The organism is Ruegeria sp. YTSC199 (assembly GCF_059609725.1).
In genome coordinates this window covers 184,756-202,530 of record NZ_JBXWMF010000007.1, presented here as the reverse complement: position 1 = coordinate 202,530, position 17,775 = coordinate 184,756, and the positions used below count along the sequence as shown (strand labels likewise).

Genomic DNA, 17,775 nt, shown 5'->3' with positions numbered 1-17,775 from the left:
CGGTTGTAGCTCAGTTGGTTAGAGTACCGGCCTGTCACGCCGGGGGTCGCGGGTTCGAGCCCCGTCAACCGCGCCATCGCTGCCATCCTTGGTCCAGGGTAAAGGCCACGAAATAGATGCGCGGTTGTAGCTCAGTTGGTTAGAGTACCGGCCTGTCACGCCGGGGGTCGCGGGTTCGAGCCCCGTCAACCGCGCCATTTTCCTTTCGATGCCGATAAATCTCACCCCTTGCAGGGGGCGCGTATTGGATCTGGGTTTTGATGTCAGGAGATGTCGGCAATATTCTGGTAGTTCACATTTTGTTCTAACTTTTTTGTTGGAGACTCAGTGCCGCTCGCCTATTTCTAGGACACTTGTGTGTTGGGGGCCAAAATGGCTGAGCTGAAGAATATCGAGGTGCGCGGTGCGCGCGAGCATAACCTCAAGGGGATCGACGTCGATATCCCGCGGGATCAACTGGTGGTGATCACCGGATTGTCGGGTTCGGGCAAGTCCTCGCTGGCGTTCGATACGATCTATGCCGAAGGCCAGCGCCGATATGTAGAAAGCCTGTCGGCCTATGCGCGCCAGTTCCTCGATATGATGGAAAAGCCCGATGTGGATCACATCAGCGGCTTGTCTCCGGCGATTTCCATCGAACAGAAAACCACCTCGAAAAACCCGCGCTCAACGGTCGGTACGGTCACCGAGATTTACGACTATATGCGCCTTTTGTTTGCCCGTGCAGCGACGCCTTACAGCCCGGCCACCGGTCAGCCGATTGAGGCGCAGCAGGTGCAGGACATGGTCGACCGGATCATGAAAATGGAGGAGGGTACGCGAGGTTATCTTCTTGCGCCCATCGTGCGGGACCGTAAGGGGGAGTACAAAAAGGAATTCCTCGAACTGCGAAAGCAGGGCTTTCAGCGGGTTAAAGTAGATGGCGAATTCTACGAGCTTGATGAGCCACCCACGCTGGACAAGAAATTCCGCCACGATATCGACGTCGTGGTCGACCGTCTGGTCGTGCGCGAAGGGATGGAGACGCGGCTGGCCGACAGCCTGCGGACCGCTCTGGATCTGGCGGACGGCATCGCGATTCTGGAAACCGCACCGCGGGAGGGCGAACCGGAGCGTATCACGTTCAGTGAGAATTTTGCCTGCCCTGTCAGTGGTTTCACCATCCCCGAGATTGAGCCCCGTCTGTTTTCGTTCAACGCGCCTTTCGGGGCTTGTCCGGACTGCGATGGTTTGGGTGTCGAGCTGTTCTTTGACGAGCGGCTAGTGGTGCCGGACCAGACGCTGAAGCTCTATGACGGGGCTTTAGCCCCGTGGCGCAAAGGCAAGTCTCCGTACTTTCTGCAAACCATCGAGGCTATCGCGCGCCATTACGAGTTTGACAAGAACACCCCCTGGAAGGACCTGCCAGCCAAGGTGCAACAGGTGTTTTTGCGTGGGTCGGGCGATGAGGAAATCCAATTCCGTTACGACGAAGGGGGGCGGGTCTATCAGGTCACCCGCAGCTTTGAGGGCGTAATTCCCAATATGGAACGGCGCTATCGCGAAACCGACAGCGCCTGGATTCGGGAAGAGTTCGAACGGTACCAGAACAACCGTCCTTGCGGCTCGTGCGAAGGCTACCGCTTGCGTCCCGAAGCCTTGGCGGTGAAAATTGCGGGCTTGCACGTAGGGCAAGTGGTGCAGATGTCGATCAAAGAGGCTTTGGCTTGGGTTGAAGACGCGCCCAACCACCTGAGTGTTCAGAAAAACGAGATCGCGCGGGCGATTCTGAAAGAGATTCGCGAGCGGTTGGGTTTCCTGAATAACGTGGGTTTGGAATACCTTACGCTGTCTCGTTCAAGTGGCACTTTGTCCGGGGGCGAAAGCCAGAGGATTCGACTGGCCAGCCAGATCGGCTCGGGCCTGACCGGGGTTTTGTATGTTCTGGATGAGCCTTCGATTGGTTTGCATCAGCGCGACAACGACCGCCTTCTGGGTACGCTCAAGAACCTGCGCGATCAGGGGAATACCGTGATAGTCGTCGAACATGACGAAGAGGCCATCCGCGAGGCGGATTACGTCTTCGATATAGGCCCGGGGGCCGGTGTGCATGGCGGACAGGTGGTCAGCGAGGGTACGCCCGATCAGATCGCGGCCGACGCGGCCTCGATGACAGGTCAGTATCTCGCTGGCACCCGAGAGATCCCGATCCCGCCGAAACGGCGCAAGGGAAACAAGAAGAAAGTTTCGGTGGTCAAGGCGACCGGGAACAACCTGAAGAACGTCACCGCCGATTTCCCGTTGGGCAAGTTCGTCTGTGTGACCGGTGTGTCCGGCGGCGGCAAGTCGACGCTGACGATTGAGACGCTGTTCAAGACCGCCTCAATGCGTCTGAACGGTGCGCGGCAGACCCCGGCACCCTGTGAAACGATCAAAGGGTTGGAGCATCTGGACAAGGTCATCGACATTGACCAACGTCCGATCGGTCGGACTCCGCGTTCGAATCCAGCGACTTACACCGGTGCCTTCACTCCGATCCGCGACTGGTTCGCCGGTCTGCCCGAGGCCAAGGCGCGTGGTTATAAACCAGGGCGATTCAGCTTTAATGTCAAAGGTGGCCGGTGCGAGGCTTGTCAGGGCGATGGTGTTATCAAGATCGAGATGCACTTTCTGCCTGACGTCTATGTGACCTGCGAAACCTGCAAGGGCGCGCGCTACAATCGCGAGACGCTGGAGATCAAGTTCAAGGGCAAATCCATCGCCGATGTCCTTGATATGACAGTGGAAGACGCGCAGGAGTTTTTTAAGGCGGTGCCCTCGATCCGCGATAAGATGGACGCTCTGGCGCGGGTTGGGCTGGGCTACATCAAGGTCGGACAACAGGCGACCACACTGTCTGGTGGTGAGGCGCAGCGGGTCAAGCTGTCAAAGGAACTGTCCAAACGCTCAACCGGTCGGACGCTGTATATTCTGGACGAGCCGACCACCGGGCTTCATTTCGAAGATGTGCGTAAGCTGTTGGAAGTTCTTCATGAATTGGTCGATCAGGGAAATACGGTTGTTGTGATCGAACACAACCTGGACGTCGTGAAGACCGCCGACCACATCATCGATATCGGCCCCGAAGGTGGAGATGGTGGGGGTCAGATCGTGGCAACTGGAACGCCCGAGGACGTGGCTTCGGTCGAGCGCAGCCATACCGGACGTTACCTGAAACAGATGTTGGATGGTCAGGCGGTAGCGGCGGAATAGGGGCTATCTTCAGTTGAGGATATCAGCCACCGCTCCGATCAGGTTCAGCACCTTCCGCGTATCCGGATCGACACGGTATACATAGTCACCAGCACGGATGTAACTGCCGCGATCCAGACCATAGCGGTATGGATCATTGATCCAGCGATAGTCCCGGGTGATGTAATCACCCGTGCGATACAAGCTTTTGACCTGTCCCGGCGGCACGCACGGCACCGCTTTCTTTGCCAGACCCGGCGGGCAGTGCCCGACCTTACCTTTGCCGTTCCCGGCCATTGCAACGCCAGAGTTGATCGCAAACGCCAGAATTGCCGTCGAAATGGTCAATACACGCGACATCTTGCTTCCTTTCGGGCGAACACCGGGGCCAAGAACAGATGGCCGCGGTTGATCTTCTGGTCAACCCCATGGGCAGGAAGCCGCCCACGGGGAACACACTTAGCTTCGCCCGCGTTTCTCGAACCGTGGCAGCATGGCTGAGAAGTCCATCCCCAAGCCGTTCTCAGCCTCGACGAATTTCTCATAGAGTGCGGTTGCGGCCTGTCCCATCGGCGTGTCGGCATCCGCGCTTTCAGCAGCCTGTTGGCTAAGCCGCAGATCTTTCAGCATCAGTTCGGCGGCAAAACCAGGCTGATAGTCGTTATCCGCCGGACTGGCCGGGCCGACGCCGGGGGCAGGGCAATAGGCGTTCATCGTCCAGCTATAGCCCGAGGATGTGCTGACCACATCAAACATCTTTTGCCTGTCCAGCCCCAGTTTGTCGGCCAGCGCAAAGGCTTCGCAGGTGGCGATCATGGTGACGCCCAGAATCATGTTGTTGCAGATTTTCGCGGCCTGACCAGCTCCAGACTCGCCGCAATGAACGGCCTTCTGGCCCATGATGTCGAACAGGGGCTCGGCCTTGGCAAAGGCGTCGTCGCTGCCGCCTGCCATGAAGGTCAGCGTACCACCCGCCGCGCCGCCAATCCCGCCCGACACCGGAGCATCGACCGCAAGGACGCCTGCCTCTTTCGCCTGATCCGCGACGGCGCGGGCGCTGTCGACATCGACGGTCGAACAGTCGATCCACACAGACCCTGCCTGCATCACGGGGATGATCTCATCCGCAACCGCTCGGAGAATCTGACCGTTTGGAAGCATCGTGATGACGATTTCGGCACCCTCTGCGGCTTCGGCACCCGATCCCGCCATGGTGACACCTGAAACATCGACATCGGCCATGTCAAAACCCGTCACCGTATGCCCGGCTTTGGCCAGGTTGGCGGCCATTGGATTGCCCATGTTACCAAGCCCGATAAACCCGATTTTCATCTCTTATGTCTCCTCAAAAGTCAGCATGTCTTTGCCCAGCGGCTGCAACATCTTTGACACCGCGACCGCAGGCACGGCTTGATCGGCAAACTGCCAGCGCGGCGCACGGTCCTTGTCGATGATCTGGGCGCGAATGCCTTCCAGAAAATCCCCGTGCTCCATCGCGCGGAAGGTATAGCGGTATTCCAACTCCAGCGCTTTGCGCTGGGTCAGGCTGGGGGTGCGCAGCCGGTGCAGCATCTCAACCGTGCACGCCATGGAAAGCGGCGAATTGCGATCCATGAGTTTGCGCGCGCCTGTGGCCACAGCGTGTTGCGAATGGGTCAGGGTGTTCAGGATGTCCCCAAGGCTCTCTCCGTCAAAACACGCGTCAATCTCGGCTTGCTGACGCCCAAGTTCGCTTGCCGGTGGCACCACAGAGTGTTTCTGCAGCATGTCTGTGTCACCCGACGCCTCAAGCATCTCGATCAGGTCGGACCACTCGGCGAGGGGTATGTAGTGATCGGCAAAACCGGCAAAGATCGCATCACCGTGTCCCATGCGGTGGCCGGTAGTGCCCAGATATTCTCCAATTCGACCGGGGGCCAGCGCCAGCATCAGGGTGCTGCCGACATCCGGCACCAGTCCAATCGAACATTCCGGCAGTGCAATTTTCGAGCTTTCACCAACTATGCGATGGCTGCCGTGGCAACCGATGCCAACGCCCCCGCCCATGGTGAACCCTTGCAGGAAACTGACGACCGGTTTGGAGTATTCAAAGATCAGCGCGTTCAGACGGTATTCGTCCTGCCAGAAGGTGCGCCCATAGGCATAGTCGCCCTTGATACCGGTTGCATAAAGGTCGGCAATGTCCCCGCCAGCACAAAAGGCCTTTTCGCCTTCGGCATCCAAAATCACCAAATCCACGGCGTCGTCTTCGCGCCAGTTGCGCAGCGCCGTGTCGATCGCCATGCACATGTCATAGGTCAGCGCGTTTAACGCTTTGGGGCGGGTCAGGGTGATACGCCCGGCGCGGCCAGTGATACGGATGTCGATGTCTGGCATGGGCCCCTCAGCGTTCGGCGAGCATTTGTCGGGCCACGATAACCCGCATGATTTCGTTTGTGCCTTCCAGAATCTGATGCACGCGGAGATCGCGGACCAGTTTCTCGATTCCATAGTCTGCCAGATAACCGTAGCCACCATGCAATTGCAGGCACTGGTCCACAACATTTGACCCGGTCTCGGTCACGAATTTCTTGGCCATGGCGCAGAACTTGGTCGCGTCCGGCGTGCCCTGATCCAGTTTCCACGCGGCCTGCCGCAGGAAGGTGCGTGCGGCCTGCAGTTCGATTTCCATATCGGCCAATCGGAACTGCAGCGCCTGAAACTGGTCGATTGATTGGCCGAAAGCCTTGCGTTCCGACATGTATTGCAATGTCATGTTAAGCCCGGCCTGTGCGGCCCCCAACGAGCAAGAAGCGATATTTAGTCGCCCACCATCCAGCCCCATCATTGCGTATTTGAAGCCATCCCCTTCGGTGCCCACAAGATTGCCTGATGGGATGTGGCAATCATCAAATTGCACCTGCGCCGTCGGTTGGCTTTTCCAACCCATCTTCTGTTCAAGTGCCCCAAAACTGAGACCGGGCGTGCCGTCCTCGACATAGACCGTTGAAATTCCTTTGGGGCCATCCTGCCCAGTGCGCACCATGCAGACATAGGCGTCAGAATAGCCTCCGCCCGAGATAAAGGCCTTGGTGCCGTTCAGTGTGTAGCCCTCGTTGGTGCGGTCTGCGCGGGTTTTCAGCGCGGCGGCGTCAGAGCCTGATCCGGGTTCGGTCAGGCAGTAACTGAGGACGGTATTCAGGCTCAGCACGTCGGGCATGATGCGGGATTTCAGATCGTCGCTGGCGAAATTGTCCAACATCTTGGCGCACATGTTGTGGATCGACAGAAACGCCGCGACCGAGGGGCAGGCCATCGAAAGGGCCTCGAACACCAGTGTCGCGTCCAGACGGGTCAGGCCAGACCCGCCGCTGTCTTCCGAGACATAGAGCCCGCCGAACCCCAGCTCGCCGATCTGAGGCCAGAGTTCCTTGGGGATGGTCCCGTCGGCCTCCCACTGGCGGGCGTTGGGTGCGATGTTGTCCTGCCCGAAATCATGGGCCATATCGAAGATCGCGGTCTGCTCTTCTGTCAGTGCAAAATCCAAGGCTTGCCTCCCACGCTGCCGAATGAATTGAACGATTGTTTATTTCTGAATCCTTACAGAAATTTTGCACGGCCAGCAATCACCGGTATGAGGCATTCCGGGGTATCAAAGGTCCAGGTGGTATTCTTCGATCAGATGCCGGACAACAGCTTTGCCTGGATCTTCGCCCTTTGCCACGGCCTCGGCATAGACGCGGCGTTGTCGTGTGGCCGAAGTGCCGGATTGCGCGATCTGCTGCAGACGGGCAAGTTCTGTCAAGGTACCCAGTGCCTCGGCGTCTTCGGCCAGCAGGCCCATGAGTTCGCCCATCAGCTCGGGCATCGGTTTGATTGAACGATCTCCAAAGTCGATCAGCCCTTCGCCGACGCCGTAACGCTGCGCACGCCAGCGGTTTTCGCCGATCAGGAACTGGTCGTAATGCCGCCAGCGCAGATTGCGGTCCTTCAGACGGCACAACATGCGGGTCAGGGCCTGTACCAGAGCGGCCAGCGACAGCGTGTGTTCCAGCCTCGGCTGCACATCCATGATCCGGGTCTCCAGCGTCGGGAACTGGTGTGATGGTCGCAGGTCCCACCAAATCTTTGTCGTGTCCTCGATCACGCCAAGTTCGACCAGAATGCCGGTTGTGCGCTCGTAATCCGACCAACTGGCCAAAACCGGAGGCAGCCCGGTGCGCGGCAGATTATCAAAGACGGTCAGGCGGTAGGAGGACAGGCCCGTATCCTCTCCGTTCCAATAAGGCGAGGATGTCGACAGCGCCAACAGATGCGGCAGAAAATACGAAAGCTGCGGCATCAAGTCGGCGCGCAGGGCAGGGTCCTCGACCCCGACGTGAACGTGCATCCCGCAGATCAGCATGCGTCGTGCGACGCCGCCCAAAGCGTGATGCAGCGAGTCATAACGATCCTTGCGGGTGTGGTGCTGTTTCTTCCAGTCGGCAAACGGGTGGCAGGACACCGCAATCGGGGCGAGGTTATATTCAGCGGCGCGTTCTGCCACACAGGAGCGCAGGCGCTTCAGATCCTCGCGGGCGGACTTGACCGTTGTGTGGGGCCGGGTGCCGACCTCGATCTGGCATTGCAGAAATTCGGGGCTGACCTGTCCTTCAAAATCCGACTGGCAGGCCTCCATCAAGGCTGCGGGGGCTTCGGCAAGTTCAAAGCTGTCGCGATCGACCAGCAGGTATTCTTCTTCGATGCCCAGCGTGTATTCTTGCTGCATGGCGACCCTCGCATAACTATTCCGACCAGTGAATACGGAAATTCCTGTTTTGCCAAGCGTTTGACGCAGCCCTTCTTGCAGAGGCCCGTCAAGCAGCGGTAAGGAACAAGCGAGACGAAAGTGGAGCGGCACGTGAAACCCAGAAAATTCCCCAAGATCAACGAAGCCCTGGACGAACTGGGCGTGAAGCTGATCGACAAGGCTGCCGAAAACGACGAGCGCGCCCGGCTTGAGGCGTTCGAACGGGCAGGGGGATTGACCCGCCCGGCCTATGCTTTGTCACCGGGAATGGAAGGTTTCGATATCGGCCAACTGGTTGCTGAATACAGCCAATATGCCGATGCGCTGGACGCCCTGAAGGACCCGGCACGCAATCAGACCAGCTATCGGATCGGCAACGGTTACTACGACAGCCCTGATGCCGATGCGCTGTACCTGATGATCCGACGCTTTGCGCCGAAGCAAGTGATCGAGGTCGGCTGTGGCAACTCGACCCGCGTGACCCGTCAGGCAATCATCGACGGCGGGCTGGGCACGCGGATCACCGCAATTGATCCATACCCGCGGGCAGATATCGCGCATGTCGTGGACCACTTCGAACAGAAACGGCTCGAGGAAGTTGATCCGGCGCTGTTCGATCAGCTTGAGGCGGGCGATGTTCTGTTCATCGATTCCAGCCATGTGGTTCGGATGAGCAACGACGTGGCGCATTTGTTCTGCCGGATCATTCCGTCGCTGAAACCGGGCGTGGTGATCCATGTCCACGATGTTTTTCTGCCCTATGAATACCCCAAGCGTTTCTTCTACGATTGCCCGGGTTGGGGCGAGCAGTACGTGCTGCACGCCTTGTTGCAATCCGGTGCGTTTTCAATGCTTTGGCCCGGGTATTACTTGCAAAAGGACCGCCCGGATGCGGTTGAGGCGTTGCCATTTCTGAAAGATGGACGGGCGCAGAGTATCTGGGTGCAAATCAAGGAAAAGTGATCCGGGCCGGCTAAGGCTCCGTACCCCTTTCCATAACAAGCTGGAGAGGAGAAAACAGCCATGTTTCGCCGCACATTCATGGGCGCTGCCGCCGCACTTGCATTTGCTCTGCCTGTAAAGGCGCAGGCCGCTGATATCGTGGATACAGCCGTTTCGGCCGGATCGTTCAACACGCTGGTTGCAGCCGTACAGGCCGCGGGTCTGGCCGACACGCTGAAAAGCGATGGTCCCTTCACCGTATTTGCGCCGACCGACGAAGCCTTTGCCGCGTTGCCCGAAGGTACGGTGGAAACGCTGTTGCTGCCGGAAAACAAGGATCAGCTGGTCGAAATTCTGACCTATCACGTTGTTCCGGCCAAGGTGATGTCGGGTGACATCGCGGGCAAGCGCGCCAAGGTGCTGACCGTGCAGGGGGACCGTCTGAGCGTGAACGCAAGGAACGGTGTTAAGGTCAATGACGCCGAAGTGGTGCAGGCCGATATCGAAGCCAGCAACGGTGTGATTCACGTAATCGACGCAGTGATCCTGCCGGAATAACGCCGTCCGGAAAAGAAAAAGCCCCGGTCTGGCGGCCGGGGCTTTTTGCGTCAGACCAGTCTGACCCGAGTTCCGATCTGGACCAGAGGATACAGTTCCTCAACATGCTGATTGTAGAGACCAATACAGCCGGACGAACTTTGACGACCGATTTTGCGCGTATCATGGGTGCCGTGCACCAGATAAGCTGGCCAGTCCAGATACATGGCACGCGTGCCCAGTGGGTTTCCGGGATCGCCACCCTCCATGCGGACGGGTAGAGACGGATCACGTTCCCGCATTGATGCGGTTGGTGTCCAGCTTGGGAATTCGGTTTTACGCACGATCTTGGTGTACCCGCGCTTGGTCAGTTCCTCGCTCATCGGAACTGAACTCGGGTACAGTTTATATGCCCCGTCCGGGCCCCAATAGTGCACTGCGCGGCTGGTGATATCGGCCAACAGACAGCCAACACCCAGTTCGTCGAAATGATCCTGCCAGGTCTGTTGTGAGAACGAAGACACGTTGCGTCGCACCGACAGTTGCGTGCTGATGGCTTCTTCATCGGTTGGGAAAGCGTCGCTGCTTTGAGCGCGCACGATAGCTGGCGTCGCCAGAAGAGACGCTGCGCCCAACAATGCAGAGCGGCGGGTCATGCGGGGATTTGACAAATTGGCCTCCGGTTCAGGAACTGCTCGAGCAATAATTTGCCGTAAAGTATTGACCCTTGCCCCCGTTTTCTAGGGCGCTTGCGCTGAAATTATCGTGAAATCGAAAGTTTTGGCGGTGCTTTGCCGAAATAACCCGGCCTGTAAAAGGCCGGGTTTGGAAGTTTCGCGGTTCAGCAGTGGATCAGTCCATTGCCTTGAAGTTGAATTCGCCACCTTCCTTGATGCCCGAGGGCCAGCGTGCGGTGACGGTTTTGGTGCGGGTGTAGAACTTGAAGCTGTCCGGGCCGTGCTGGTTCAGGTCGCCGAACATCGATTTCTTCCAACCGCCAAAGGTGTGGTAGGCCAGCGGAACCGGGATTGGAACGTTGATACCGACCATGCCGATGTTGATCCGGCTGGCAAAGTCGCGCGCGGTGTCACCGTCGCGGGTAAAGATCGCGGTGCCATTGCCGTATTCATGATCCATGGCCAGGCCGATCGCCTCTTCGTACGAACCAGCGCGGACTGTCGACAGAACCGGACCGAAGATTTCCTGCTTGTAGATGTCCATGTCGGGCGTGACGTTGTCGAACAGATGCGGACCGACAAAGAAGCCGTCCTCATAACCCTGCAGGCTGAAATCGCGATTGTCGACAACCAGCTTCGCGCCTTGCTCAACACCTGAGTTGATCAGGCCGAGGATACGCTCTTTCGCGGCGGCGGTCACAACGGGACCCATGTCCACGTCGTCACCTGCGGTGTAGGGGCCAACCTTTAGTTTCTCGATGCGCGGGATCAGCTTGTCGATCAGCGCGTCAGCGGTCTCTTCACCAACCGGCACGGCAACCGAAACGGCCATGCAGCGTTCACCCGCCGCGCCAAAACCTGCACCAACCAGAGCGTCAGCCGCCTGATCCAGATCCGCGTCGGGCATGACGATCATGTGGTTTTTGGCGCCACCGAAGCACTGAGCGCGTTTGCCGTTGGCAGTTGCGCGGCTGTAGATGTACTGCGCGATTGGGGTCGAACCCACAAAGCTGACGCCCTGGATGATCTCGCTGTCGAGGATGGTGTCCACGGCCTCTTTGTCGCCGTTCACAACCTGGAAGACGCCTTTGGGCAGGCCGGCTTCGACAAAAAGTTCGGCCAGCATCAGCGGAACCGAAGGGTCACGCTCGGAAGGTTTCAGAACCACCGCGTTGCCGCAGGCCAGAGCCGGACCAACGTGCCAAAGCGGCATCATTGCCGGGAAGTTGAAAGGCATGATCGAACCGACAACACCCAGCGGCTGACGCATCGAGTACATGTCGATACCGGGGCCCGCGCTGTCGGTGAATTCGCCCTTCAGCATCTGAGGTGCACCGATGCAATACTCGATCACTTCCAGACCACGCTGCAGATCGCCCTTGGCGTCGGGGATAGTTTTTCCGTGTTCGCGGCTTAGCGCCTCGGCCAGCTTGTCCATGTCGCGGTTCATCAGGCCAACCATGGCCATCATCACGCGCGCACGCTTCTGCGGGTTGGTTGCGCCCCATTGAGGCTGTGCTGCGGCGGCGGCCTCGATGGCGGCGGTGGTTTCCGCAACACTGGCCATCGGACAGCGGTACTGAACCTCGCCGGTTGCCGGGTTGAAAATGTCGTCGAAACGACCAGAGGTTCCGGCGGTCATCTCGCCATTCAGAAAGTGGGTCAGATCTTGCATCGATAGTTCCTCCGATAGATTTGAGCGCACAATAGGCTTGCAGAAATTTCGTGAACAGAGGCAATATCTCAAAAGAGCTTTGCAAAAATGCAAAAGGTGACACATGAATCCAAACTGGGATGATATGCGGGTTTTTCTGACCGTCGCGCGCGAGGAAAGCCTGTCATCCGCGGGGCGCATCCTGAAGATCGACCCGGCCACGGTCGGACGGCGCATTGCCCGGCTTGAGGCGGCTTTGGACTCAACCTTGTTCACGAAGTCCCAGCAGGGATATGTACTGACGGCGACGGGGGAACGTCTGCTGGATCACGGTCTGCAGGCCGAAGAAGCGATGCGTGCGGCGGCGGGTGCTGTGGTGGGTTCGACCAAGTCGCTTAGTGGACAAATTCGGATCGGCGCGCCTGACGGCAGCGCGAACTATTTGCTGCCGCAGGTATGTGCCAAAATCAGCGACGCAAATCCCGATCTGGACATTCAGATTCTGGCGTTGCCGCGGATCATCAACCTGTCCCGGCGCGAGGCGGATATGGCCGTGACCGTCAGTGCGCCGACCGCGGGAAAGCTGCTGGTCAAAAGGGTCAGCGATTACAAACTGCATTTGGTGGCAACGCAGGACTACTTGGACCGCCACGATCCCATATACACCGTCACCGATCTGATGGGGCACCGATTGATTGGGTATATCCCGGATATGATTTTCGACCGAGAGTTGGACTATCTCAACGATATCGGCATTGACCGTGTCGCGCTTGCATCGAATTCCGTCTCGGTTCAGCTGCGTCAGGTAACGTTGGGCACTGGGGTGTGCGTGGCGCATGACTTCACATTGCCATTTCACCGAAACCTAAAGAAAATCCTGACGGATCAAGTGAGTTTAACCCGTAGTTTTTATCTTGTCCGGCATCAGGGGGACCAGCGCAATGAACGGTTGAACCGTTTTGCCGACGCTCTGACGCAGGGCATCCGTGACGAAATTGCGCGGCTTGAAGCCGATGCCGATGCTTGACAGGTTGGCCCAATCGCGCAACGCTTTGGAATAAGATTATTATTTCGGAGGTGTTCTTCATGCTCGTACAGGCCATTCTGACATCCAAGTCTACAGAAGGCGTGGTGACGGTCGAACCTTCGGCGACGGTCTCAGAAGCTTCGAAGATTCTAGCAGAAAAACGTATCGGTACGGTTATCGTGTCTGAGGACGGCGGGCAAACGGCATCGGGTATCCTGTCCGAACGTGATATCGTTCGCGAATTGGCCGCAAGTGGCAGCGGATGCCTTAACCAGCCGGTCAGTTCCTACATGACGCAAGACCTGATCACGACGACACGGCAGGCAACCGTTCAGGATATCATGGCTCGCATGACCGAAGGCCGCTTTCGCCATATGCCCGTGGTTGAAGACGGCAAACTGGTAGGAATTGTGACGCTTGGCGACGTCGTTAAGGCACAACTGGCGGAATTGGCGATGGAAAAAGATGCGTTGCAGGGCATGATTATGGGCCATTGACGGCCCGGACCACCGAACTGATAGCTTGCACCTGTATCAAGTTTATGTTTGCTTGCGCAGAAATTTTATTGCGCAGGAGGGCGTGATGCGGGTGGGATTATATCCTGGAACCTTTGACCCGATCACTTTGGGCCATATCGATATTATCCGCCGCGCCTCGGCATTAGTGGATAAGCTGGTGATCGGCGTCGCCATCAACCGCGACAAGGGGCCGATGTTTGCCCTGGAAGAACGCGTTACCATGATCGAGGCCGAATGCGCCTTTCTGTCCGAACAGACCGGGACCGAGATTGTTGCCCATCCATTTGAAAACTTGCTGATCGATTGTGCCCGTGATGTAGGAGCCCAGATCATTGTGCGCGGTCTGCGGGCCGTGGCGGATTTCGAGTATGAGTTCCAGATGGTTGGCATGAACCGCGTGCTGGACAACTCGATCGAAACCGTGTTCCTGATGGCTGAAGCCCGACATCAGGCAATTGCCTCGAAACTGGTGAAAGAAATTGCGCGGCTGAACGGGGACGTGTCGAAATTCGTCACGCCCCGGGTCAATGACGCGCTGCGTGAAAAGTTAGGCTAGGGCACCCATCGCGGCGGCTGTGTCCAGCATCCGGTTCGAGAAACCCCATTCGTTGTCGTACCACGCCAGCACGCGCACCAGCGTGCCGTCGGTGACTTTGGTTTCCGCCAATGACACGGTTGAACTGTGGGCGTCGTGGTTGAAATCCATTGAGACCAGCGGGCGATTTTCCGCGGCCAGAACGCCGGGGATTTTGGCCGCGGTTTCAATAAACAGCGCGTTGACCTCGTCTTCAGTGGTGGGGCGCGAAACCTCGGCCACCAGATCCACAACCGATACGTTTGGGGTAGGGACGCGGATCGCCTGACCGGTCAGTTTTCCTGCCAGTTGCGGCAGAACCAGACCCACGGCCGCTGCGGCACCTGTTGTGGTCGGGATCATCGACAAGGCCGCAGCCCGCGACAGATAAGGATCCTTGCCCGCAGTATCGTGTACCGGTTGGCTGGCAGTATAGGCGTGAACGGTGGTCATGTTGCCGTGCACGATGCCCAGCCCTGCATCAAGTGCGGCGGCCACGGGGGAAAGGCAGTTCGTGGTGCAGGAAGCGTTCGAAACCACGGTGTCTTCGGCTGTCAGTTCGTGTTCGTTCACACCAAACACGACCGTTTTAACCGCGCCATCGCCGCGTGCGGGGGCCGAGATCAGAACTTTTTTCGAGCCGTTTTTTAGATGACGTTCGGCGGCTTCGCGCGTGCGGAATACACCGGTACATTCCAGAACCAGGTCGACATCCGACCAGTTCAGCGCTTCGGGGTCGCGCTCGCTGGTTAGGCGGATGGGGCCGCCGCCAACGTCCAGGCCCGCATCGGACAAGGTGACAGTGTTGGGATAGCGGCCATGAACGCTGTCAAATTCGAACAGATGTGCGTTCATTTCCGGCTTGGCCAAGTCGTTGATCGCGACGATTTCCACGTCGGTGCGCCCCGTCTCCATCACCGCGCGCAGCACGCCGCGTCCGATCCGTCCGAATCCGTTAATTGCCAGCTTGAGTGTCATTTTCTGCTCCGTCCGAATGTCCGCTAAGTATGGTTAGCGCTAACATCATCAGATACACGGAAATGTCAAGCAAAACCTCTGTCAACGCCAGATGGCGACCCAGTCAAGAAAGGCGTACAGTTTTTTTCCAAGGAAGATCAGATGCTCGGGGCCAAAGAATGCGTAGTCGATTATGATCGCACCGAGTACTAAGAGACCGAGCCAGATAGCGATTTGATTGGTCATTGCGGCCCCGAACGAAAATGCCCGCCCAGATAACCTGAGCGGGCAAAAAGGTTCAAGATTTCAAACCGGTCTTAGTTAAGCCGGCCCATGGCAACGGCGACGTCGGCCATGCGAACCGAGAAGCCCCATTCGTTGTCATACCAGGCCAGAACGCGGACCAGACGGTTGTCGACAACACGGGTCTGATCCGGCGCGAAGATTGAGCTTTCCTCGGTGTGGTTGAAATCGGTCGAGACCAGCGGCGCGGGTTCATAGCCCAGAACACGCTGCATCGGGCCTTGTGCGGCTTCGCGGACGATTTCGTTGACTTCTTCAACGGTGACTTCGCGCGAGGCACGGAAAGTCAGGTCCACGGCCGAGACGTTCGGGGTGGGTACGCGGATGGCGGAACCGTCCAGGCGACCTTTCAGATTTGGCAGAACTTCACCCAGCGCTTTCGCGGCACCGGTCGATGTCGGGATCATCGACATAGCTGCAGCGCGGGCGCGGTACAGGTCGCTGTGCCGACGGTCCAAAGTAGGCTGGTCGCCGGTATAGGCGTGGATCGTGGTCATGATACCGTTTTCGATGCCGACACCTTCGTCCAGTACCTTGGCAAGCGGAGCAAGGCAGTTCGTGGTGCAGGACCCGTTCGAGACCATGTTGTCGTTCGCGGTCAGCGTGTTGTGGTTCACGCCGAAGACGATGGTCTTGTCGACGTTTTTGCCCGGCGCGGACAGCAGAACCTTACCGGCACCACGCTCAAGGTGTGTTTTCGCCTTGGTGCCGTCATTGAATTTGCCGGTGCATTCCAGAACGACGTCGCAGCCTTCCCAGTCCAGCTCGTTCATGTCGTAGGTCGAGAACATCTCCATCGGGCCGCGACCCAGATCCATGGTGCTGCCATTGATGGCGATGTCGCGGGGGAAACGGCCATGAATGCTGTCATACTTCAGCAGATGCGCGCTTGTTTCCAACGGGCCGGTCGCATTGACCTTGATCACTTCGATGTCGTTACGGCCTGACGCGGCGATGTGCGACAGGGTGCAGCGGCCGATGCGGCCAAAACCATTGATACCGACCTTTATGGTCATGTGACGTCTCCAAATGCGCTTGCGTTGCAGGCCATATAGCGGCGATTTCTGAATCTCAAAAGAGTAAAAGCGGCATAATTTTAAGGTGTTAGCGCAAACCTCACGAGATTGCGCTAACGCTTGCGCTAGCTGAGGGATCGGGTAGGGTCCGATTGCGGCAGGAGACAGGAAAGGATGCGCGATGAGCGGTCTGTTGGCCCTTTTGGATGATGTGGCGGGGATCGCCAAGGTCGCGGCGTCCTCGGTGGATGACGTGGTTGCGGCGGCGGGTAAGGCCGGGGCCAAGACGGCGGGTGTGATCATTGACGATGCGGCGGTTACACCGAAATACGTTCAGGGCTTTGCGCCCGCGCGTGAGTTGCCGATCATCTGGCGCATTGCGCGGGGCTCGGTGTTCAACAAGATCGTGCTGTTGTTGCCGGTGGCTCTGTTGCTGGCCAATTTCGCGCCTTGGCTAATCACGCCTTTGCTGATGCTGGGCGGGTCATATTTGTGTTTCGAAGGGGCTGAGAAGATTTTTCATGTCCTGTTTCCGCATGGAAGCCACGCCATCGACGAAGACATGAACGTGCGCGACCCCGGCCATTTGGAGGAGCAGAAGGTCAGGGGGGCGATCAAGACCGATTTCATCCTGTCGGCTGAGATCATGACCATCGCTCTGGCCGCCATTGAGGCGCCAAACCTGTGGATGCAGGCGGCGACGCTGGCAGTTGTTGGGCTTGGGGTGACCGTAGCCGTCTATGGATCGGTTGCTTTGATCGTGAAAATGGACGACGTGGGCCTGTATCTTGCTCAGAACGCGCCAACGCCTGTAGGTCGCGGCTTGGGTCGCGGTCTGGTCAAGGCGATGCCGGGCGTGTTGAAGACCCTGTCGATCGTTGGGACTGCTGCAATGCTGTGGGTCGGCGGGTCGATTGTCATTCATGGGATGGAGGTTCTGGGTTTTGGCTGGTTGGGTCATCACATTCACGACTGGGCACATACCATCGGGCATTCGGTGTCCGAGCAATGGGTGGGCGCGGTTGAATGGATTTCCAAGGCCACCATGGACGGCATTTTTGGTCTGATCTACGGGCTGGCGCTGATCCCTTTGGCCACCAAGGTGATCGGGCCGCTGTTTTCATATGGCTCCGACAAGACCGATGCGCATTGATTGAGCGGTATAGGTGAGTTCATGCCCAAAAAAACCAAGCCAATCTTGCGTATTGTCTCTGGCCCAAGCCTGACGCAAAAAGGTTGTCAGAACGCGTCCAGTGAAGGACTTGCGCCGATTGTCTCTGCCATGAGTGCGGCTGCAGATTTAATGCCGTTTGATGCCAAAGAGCTTTTCGGTGTTTTGCATTTTCGCCTGCATACGGCGCTGGAGTCAAAAAAGCGCAGTGGGTGGTTCGGAGGGCGGATGTATAACCGTTTTTCAGGGCAATCGGGGGGATACATTCCGCTGTCGGGAACGCATCTGATCCAGACGTTTTCGGCAGCGGGTATCGAAGCCCCGGACTTTGTGGTTGCGCGTGGACAGTATGAATTGAGGCTGGACTACGCTCAGCAAGCATACGACGCTTTGAAAAAACAGATCGAAGTATAGGCAAACG

Annotated in this window: 18 protein-coding genes and 1 tRNA gene; 9 read left to right on the top strand and 10 right to left on the bottom strand. The window is 57.9% G+C overall.

The window, feature by feature from the left end; all coding sequences use genetic code 11:
• Positions 1-120 precede the first annotated feature (120 nt).
• Together AC2FEE_RS09430 and uvrA are read left to right on the top strand one after the other, a co-directional pair.
• Positions 121-197, top strand: a tRNA-Asp gene (locus AC2FEE_RS09430).
• A 175-nt stretch (positions 198-372) separates the two neighbouring features.
• Complete coding sequence (uvrA, locus tag AC2FEE_RS09425; RefSeq protein ID WP_496864675.1) at positions 373-3,231, top strand: excinuclease ABC subunit UvrA; 2,859 nt, start codon at positions 373-375, stop codon at positions 3,229-3,231.
• A gap of 9 nt (positions 3,232-3,240) precedes the next feature.
• On the opposite strand, the gene AC2FEE_RS09420 is transcribed toward uvrA, so the two are convergent.
• The 5 genes from AC2FEE_RS09420 to AC2FEE_RS09400 form a co-directional block, all read right to left on the bottom strand.
• Positions 3,241-3,570: a hypothetical protein gene (locus AC2FEE_RS09420; protein WP_496864674.1), complete on the bottom strand. Its 330-nt coding sequence runs from the start codon at positions 3,568-3,570 to the stop codon at positions 3,241-3,243.
• A gap of 99 nt (positions 3,571-3,669) precedes the next feature.
• Complete coding sequence (gene mmsB / locus AC2FEE_RS09415) at positions 3,670-4,542, bottom strand: 3-hydroxyisobutyrate dehydrogenase (RefSeq protein WP_496864672.1); 873 nt, start codon at positions 4,540-4,542, stop codon at positions 3,670-3,672.
• 3 nt (positions 4,543-4,545) lie between these two features.
• Entirely contained in the window at positions 4,546-5,586 is a 1,041-nt protein-coding gene (locus AC2FEE_RS09410; protein ID WP_496864671.1) for an enoyl-CoA hydratase/isomerase family protein, read from the bottom strand.
• Between the two features lie 7 nt (positions 5,587-5,593).
• Positions 5,594-6,736: an acyl-CoA dehydrogenase family protein gene (locus AC2FEE_RS09405; protein ID WP_496864669.1), complete on the bottom strand. Its 1,143-nt coding sequence runs from the start codon at positions 6,734-6,736 to the stop codon at positions 5,594-5,596.
• Between the two features lie 105 nt (positions 6,737-6,841).
• Entirely contained in the window at positions 6,842-7,957 is a 1,116-nt protein-coding gene (locus AC2FEE_RS09400) for a carboxylate-amine ligase (protein ID WP_496864668.1), read from the bottom strand.
• 132 nt (positions 7,958-8,089) lie between these two features.
• Here AC2FEE_RS09400 and AC2FEE_RS09395 point away from each other — a divergent pair, with 132 nt between their 5' ends.
• Positions 8,090-8,941 carry a class I SAM-dependent methyltransferase gene (locus tag AC2FEE_RS09395; RefSeq protein ID WP_496864666.1) on the top strand — a complete coding sequence of 284 codons (852 nt, stop codon included), beginning with the start codon at positions 8,090-8,092 and terminating at the stop codon, positions 8,939-8,941.
• A gap of 60 nt (positions 8,942-9,001) precedes the next feature.
• Complete coding sequence (locus AC2FEE_RS09390; RefSeq protein ID WP_496864665.1) at positions 9,002-9,478, top strand: fasciclin domain-containing protein; 477 nt, start codon at positions 9,002-9,004, stop codon at positions 9,476-9,478.
• 50 nt (positions 9,479-9,528) lie between these two features.
• Here the strand turns inward: AC2FEE_RS09390 and AC2FEE_RS09385 are convergent, their stop codons facing one another.
• Both AC2FEE_RS09385 and AC2FEE_RS09380 read right to left on the bottom strand, forming a co-directional pair.
• On the bottom strand, positions 9,529-10,113 hold the full coding sequence (locus tag AC2FEE_RS09385; RefSeq protein WP_496864664.1) for a L,D-transpeptidase: 585 nt from the start codon (positions 10,111-10,113) through the stop codon (positions 9,529-9,531).
• A 196-nt stretch (positions 10,114-10,309) separates the two neighbouring features.
• A complete protein-coding gene (locus AC2FEE_RS09380; protein WP_480590780.1) occupies positions 10,310-11,809 on the bottom strand; it encodes a CoA-acylating methylmalonate-semialdehyde dehydrogenase in 1,500 nt (499 codons plus the stop codon).
• A 103-nt stretch (positions 11,810-11,912) separates the two neighbouring features.
• On the opposite strand from AC2FEE_RS09380, the gene AC2FEE_RS09375 reads away from it, so the two are divergent.
• The 3 genes from AC2FEE_RS09375 (at position 11,913) to coaD (ending at position 13,889) form a co-directional block, all read left to right on the top strand.
• A complete protein-coding gene (locus tag AC2FEE_RS09375) occupies positions 11,913-12,815 on the top strand; it encodes a LysR family transcriptional regulator (protein WP_496864663.1) in 903 nt (300 codons plus the stop codon).
• Positions 12,816-12,874: 59 nt separating this feature from the next.
• Positions 12,875-13,312 (top strand): CBS domain-containing protein, encoded by a 438-nt coding sequence (locus tag AC2FEE_RS09370; RefSeq protein WP_496864661.1) that lies wholly within the window; start codon positions 12,875-12,877, stop codon positions 13,310-13,312.
• A gap of 85 nt (positions 13,313-13,397) precedes the next feature.
• Positions 13,398-13,889 (top strand): pantetheine-phosphate adenylyltransferase, encoded by a 492-nt coding sequence (gene coaD / locus AC2FEE_RS09365; protein WP_496864660.1) that lies wholly within the window; start codon positions 13,398-13,400, stop codon positions 13,887-13,889.
• On the opposite strand, the gene gap (AC2FEE_RS09360) is transcribed toward coaD, so the two are convergent.
• From gap (AC2FEE_RS09360) to gap (AC2FEE_RS09350), 3 genes are all read right to left on the bottom strand, one after another.
• Positions 13,881-14,885, bottom strand: a complete 1,005-nt coding sequence (gap, locus tag AC2FEE_RS09360; RefSeq protein WP_496864659.1) for a type I glyceraldehyde-3-phosphate dehydrogenase — start codon at positions 14,883-14,885, stop codon at positions 13,881-13,883. The genes coaD and gap (AC2FEE_RS09360) overlap by 9 nt on opposite strands.
• An 81-nt stretch (positions 14,886-14,966) precedes the next feature.
• Positions 14,967-15,110, bottom strand: coding sequence for a hypothetical protein (locus tag AC2FEE_RS09355; protein ID WP_496864657.1), 144 nt, complete (start codon positions 15,108-15,110; stop codon positions 14,967-14,969).
• A gap of 71 nt (positions 15,111-15,181) precedes the next feature.
• Positions 15,182-16,183, bottom strand: coding sequence for a type I glyceraldehyde-3-phosphate dehydrogenase (gene gap / locus AC2FEE_RS09350; protein ID WP_496864656.1), 1,002 nt, complete (start codon positions 16,181-16,183; stop codon positions 15,182-15,184).
• A 181-nt stretch (positions 16,184-16,364) separates the two neighbouring features.
• On the opposite strand from gap (AC2FEE_RS09350), the gene AC2FEE_RS09345 reads away from it, so the two are divergent.
• Together AC2FEE_RS09345 and AC2FEE_RS09340 are read left to right on the top strand one after the other, a co-directional pair.
• On the top strand, positions 16,365-17,336 hold the full coding sequence (locus AC2FEE_RS09345; protein WP_496864655.1) for a DUF808 domain-containing protein: 972 nt from the start codon (positions 16,365-16,367) through the stop codon (positions 17,334-17,336).
• Positions 17,337-17,357: 21 nt separating this feature from the next.
• Complete coding sequence (locus tag AC2FEE_RS09340; RefSeq protein ID WP_496864654.1) at positions 17,358-17,768, top strand: hypothetical protein; 411 nt, start codon at positions 17,358-17,360, stop codon at positions 17,766-17,768.
• Positions 17,769-17,775: the final 7 nt, after the last annotated feature.

What these genes read in the sequence shown, in the direction of transcription:
- uvrA (WP_496864675.1), top strand. Translation starts at nt 373, where the DNA reads ATGGCTGAGCTGAAGAATATCGAGGTGCGCGGTGCGCGCGAGCATAAC.
- AC2FEE_RS09420 (WP_496864674.1), bottom strand. Translation starts at nt 3,570, where the DNA reads ATGTCGCGTGTATTGACCATTTCGACGGCAATTCTGGCGTTTGCGATC.
- mmsB (WP_496864672.1), bottom strand. Translation starts at nt 4,542, where the DNA reads ATGAAAATCGGGTTTATCGGGCTTGGTAACATGGGCAATCCAATGGCC.
- AC2FEE_RS09410 (WP_496864671.1), bottom strand. Translation starts at nt 5,586, where the DNA reads ATGCCAGACATCGACATCCGTATCACTGGCCGCGCCGGGCGTATCACC.
- AC2FEE_RS09400 (WP_496864668.1), bottom strand. Translation starts at nt 7,957, where the DNA reads ATGCAGCAAGAATACACGCTGGGCATCGAAGAAGAATACCTGCTGGTC.
- AC2FEE_RS09390 (WP_496864665.1), top strand. Translation starts at nt 9,002, where the DNA reads ATGTTTCGCCGCACATTCATGGGCGCTGCCGCCGCACTTGCATTTGCT.
- AC2FEE_RS09385 (WP_496864664.1), bottom strand. Translation starts at nt 10,113, where the DNA reads ATGACCCGCCGCTCTGCATTGTTGGGCGCAGCGTCTCTTCTGGCGACG.
- AC2FEE_RS09380 (WP_480590780.1), bottom strand. Translation starts at nt 11,809, where the DNA reads ATGCAAGATCTGACCCACTTTCTGAATGGCGAGATGACCGCCGGAACC.
- AC2FEE_RS09375 (WP_496864663.1), top strand. Translation starts at nt 11,913, where the DNA reads ATGAATCCAAACTGGGATGATATGCGGGTTTTTCTGACCGTCGCGCGC.
- AC2FEE_RS09370 (WP_496864661.1), top strand. Translation starts at nt 12,875, where the DNA reads ATGCTCGTACAGGCCATTCTGACATCCAAGTCTACAGAAGGCGTGGTG.
- coaD (WP_496864660.1), top strand. Translation starts at nt 13,398, where the DNA reads ATGCGGGTGGGATTATATCCTGGAACCTTTGACCCGATCACTTTGGGC.
- gap (WP_496864659.1), bottom strand. Translation starts at nt 14,885, where the DNA reads ATGACACTCAAGCTGGCAATTAACGGATTCGGACGGATCGGACGCGGC.
- AC2FEE_RS09355 (WP_496864657.1), bottom strand. Translation starts at nt 15,110, where the DNA reads ATGACCAATCAAATCGCTATCTGGCTCGGTCTCTTAGTACTCGGTGCG.
- gap (WP_496864656.1), bottom strand. Translation starts at nt 16,183, where the DNA reads ATGACCATAAAGGTCGGTATCAATGGTTTTGGCCGCATCGGCCGCTGC.
- AC2FEE_RS09345 (WP_496864655.1), top strand. Translation starts at nt 16,365, where the DNA reads ATGAGCGGTCTGTTGGCCCTTTTGGATGATGTGGCGGGGATCGCCAAG.
- AC2FEE_RS09340 (WP_496864654.1), top strand. Translation starts at nt 17,358, where the DNA reads ATGCCCAAAAAAACCAAGCCAATCTTGCGTATTGTCTCTGGCCCAAGC.